Origin of the sequence: Polaribacter aquimarinus (assembly GCF_003129485.1) — a bacterium.
GTDB classification, from domain to species: Bacteria; Bacteroidota; Bacteroidia; order Flavobacteriales; family Flavobacteriaceae; genus Polaribacter; species Polaribacter aquimarinus.
On sequence record NZ_QFFG01000013.1, the window covers coordinates 1 to 2,298 of the forward strand.

General features: G+C 28.4%; 5 protein-coding genes. All 5 read left to right on the forward strand.

Features of this window, described 5'->3' with window-relative positions:
* The first annotated feature begins 216 nt into the window (after positions 1 to 216).
* Complete coding sequence (locus tag DIS07_RS15005) at positions 217 to 444, forward strand: hypothetical protein (protein WP_146190750.1); 228 nt, start codon at positions 217 to 219, stop codon at positions 442 to 444.
* 18 nt (positions 445 to 462) lie between these two features.
* Entirely contained in the window at positions 463 to 1,125 is a 663-nt protein-coding gene (locus DIS07_RS14910; protein ID WP_109406066.1) for a hypothetical protein, read from the forward strand.
* A gap of 24 nt (positions 1,126 to 1,149) precedes the next feature.
* Complete coding sequence (locus DIS07_RS15135; protein WP_181374619.1) at positions 1,150 to 1,323, forward strand: hypothetical protein; 174 nt, start codon at positions 1,150 to 1,152, stop codon at positions 1,321 to 1,323.
* Between the two features lie 233 nt (positions 1,324 to 1,556).
* The gene (locus DIS07_RS14915; protein WP_109406067.1) at positions 1,557 to 1,844 is read left to right on the forward strand and encodes a hypothetical protein; all 288 of its coding nucleotides are present in this window, start codon (positions 1,557 to 1,559) and stop codon (positions 1,842 to 1,844) included.
* Positions 1,844 to 2,158, forward strand: a complete 315-nt coding sequence (locus DIS07_RS14920) for a hypothetical protein (RefSeq protein WP_109406068.1) — start codon at positions 1,844 to 1,846, stop codon at positions 2,156 to 2,158. The genes DIS07_RS14915 and DIS07_RS14920 overlap by 1 nt, the downstream gene beginning before the upstream one ends.
* Positions 2,159 to 2,298: the final 140 nt, after the last annotated feature.

Sequence of the window (2,298 nt, forward strand, 5' to 3'; positions counted from 1 at the left end):
TAACAATGTATAACCGCAATTACGGCGGATTCGACTACGTCCGAATCCACTCGGAATTGCTAAAGCCTGTGCTAAACCGAAAATTAACGCATATTAACCCGTAACTGACGGTTATACGAGACCGTTGTAAAACATTGATGAGTAATTTTCTCATATTGAAAATTGAAATATAATAAATGAATGTAAAAAAAATTAACTAACTTTAAAACAAAAACTATGTCAGAAAAATGCTGTATACATTGTAAAGGTCCTGAAGAATTAAAAACTATTAGCTATTATGTAGCTTCTGGAAGAGGAGAGCAAACTTGGAGTCTGTGCAAAAATAGTGATAGATTTGGTCTTGAATGTTCGAGATGTAAACATACTTTTCACAGTTATGACGCCCCAGTTCCAGGATCTTTTGTAAAGTGTCCTTCCTGTAATCACAATGCTTTTAACTATTAATTAATAAACTATAAAATTATGACTAAAGAATACAATCAGAATATTTACAAAAACTTGAATTCTTCAACTAAACTAATTGATTTTAATATTATATCGCTAAACAAAGATGACTTGGGATTAAAATTTGCACAATTCAAAATGACAGATAGTTTAGGTTTGACTTTTTTACATAAACATTTTGAAATTGATAATGATGAAAAATTAATCTGTAAAATTTTAAATGGAAAATCAATTACAAAACCAATTAAAACTTCAGAAATTGACTTTGAAATTGTTCCATATTTATGGAAGGTTGAAAAAAATGAAAATGTTATTAATTGGTATCCAGTTGAATTTGTGAAAATTAATAACAAAAATGATGATGCTTACAAACAATATGTTGAATTTATTACTAACAATAAGTTTCAAGAAGAACTTGGAAAAATATTAGTTGGTTTAAATCTTCAAGATATTTTTGGAGTTTCTACAAGATTTAGAGATGTTTTAATAAAAAATGATGATGATATTTTACTAGAAGTTACTGACTTAAAAAACAAAACATTAGAAATTAATCCTATTTTGAATTCAGAGAATAATCCAACATCTGATATGCAAACTGGTTGGTTTTTTGATGTAAAAGGGAATAATAAAATGTCTTTGAGTTGTAGAAATACTTGTAGACATCAAGGAAGTCATCATTAAAACCAAATAAGAAAATATAAAATTATGGGAAATTATAGTTGTAACAGTTGTGGAAAACAATTATGGGCAGGAGCCACAAGATGTGATAGATGTGGTACAAGACACACACCAAGCAGAAGACATCAAAGGAGGTGTGGTTGTGGTGCTTTTCCTTCAGAAGGTGATACAAGATGTGGTGCTTGTGGTTCACGACTATAAATAAAGATATTTTTTTGAAATTGAAATTGCTAAAAAAGGCACAAGTATTTTTTATTTGATTTAGTAAATAATCAGGAAATAATTAAACGTTTTACAACAACGTATAAAAAAAATTGCTGGTAAAATCCTACTTAAGAAAATCCTCTTGGATTTTCTTGGTTCGTGTTTTATTTACTAACTTTATTACTTAAATCACGCAACTCTTTTTATACAGACACGTTGGCAACAATTTGATGAAAGTAAAATGGGAAACATATAATCCTGAATGGATAATCGAAATTGCAAAGGAACAAATTCCAGAAGAAATTAAGATTATTGAGAATTTAAAGCATTGTGTAAAGTGCTTTAAAGAAAGTAAAGCATATTATTACTTTGTATACTCTGATAATCCAAATGAACCGAATTCTGATTGGCAGTTTGACGAAAATATTATTTTACATTCCAAGAAAAACGGAGAGATAGTTTTAGATATATTAAAAGGCAAAAAAATTGGAGGGATTGAATTCCTAAACAGAATATAATGAGCAATCTAAATAAGACATATCACAAAGGAAAATATAGAAGTGGTGAATGGGCTAAACATTTGCGTCCTTACTTGAAAAGAGTCGGAAATAAAAGCTGGAGGAAAGATGGAAAAGAAATTGAACTTAACGAAACTGATAATTTAAGCCATTGGAAAAAGTATTCTACAAAACGAAATATCAAAGTTAAAATAACAAAGAAATTTTACGGTGACTTAAAGTGGACGACTATTTCGAAATATCGAACATTAAGAGATGCTGAAAACGCAATGAAACAGGCGAATATTATAAAAGCTGAAATAATTGAAAAATAAAAAAACTGTTGCCAACAAAGAACTGAGTTAAAAAACAAATAAATTCTTCGTTAAATTTTTACTATATTTTTCTAGGCTCAAAAATCTATTCATTCGTTTTTTGAGCTTTTATTTTTTTATTTAATATGCTATTTAGGTAA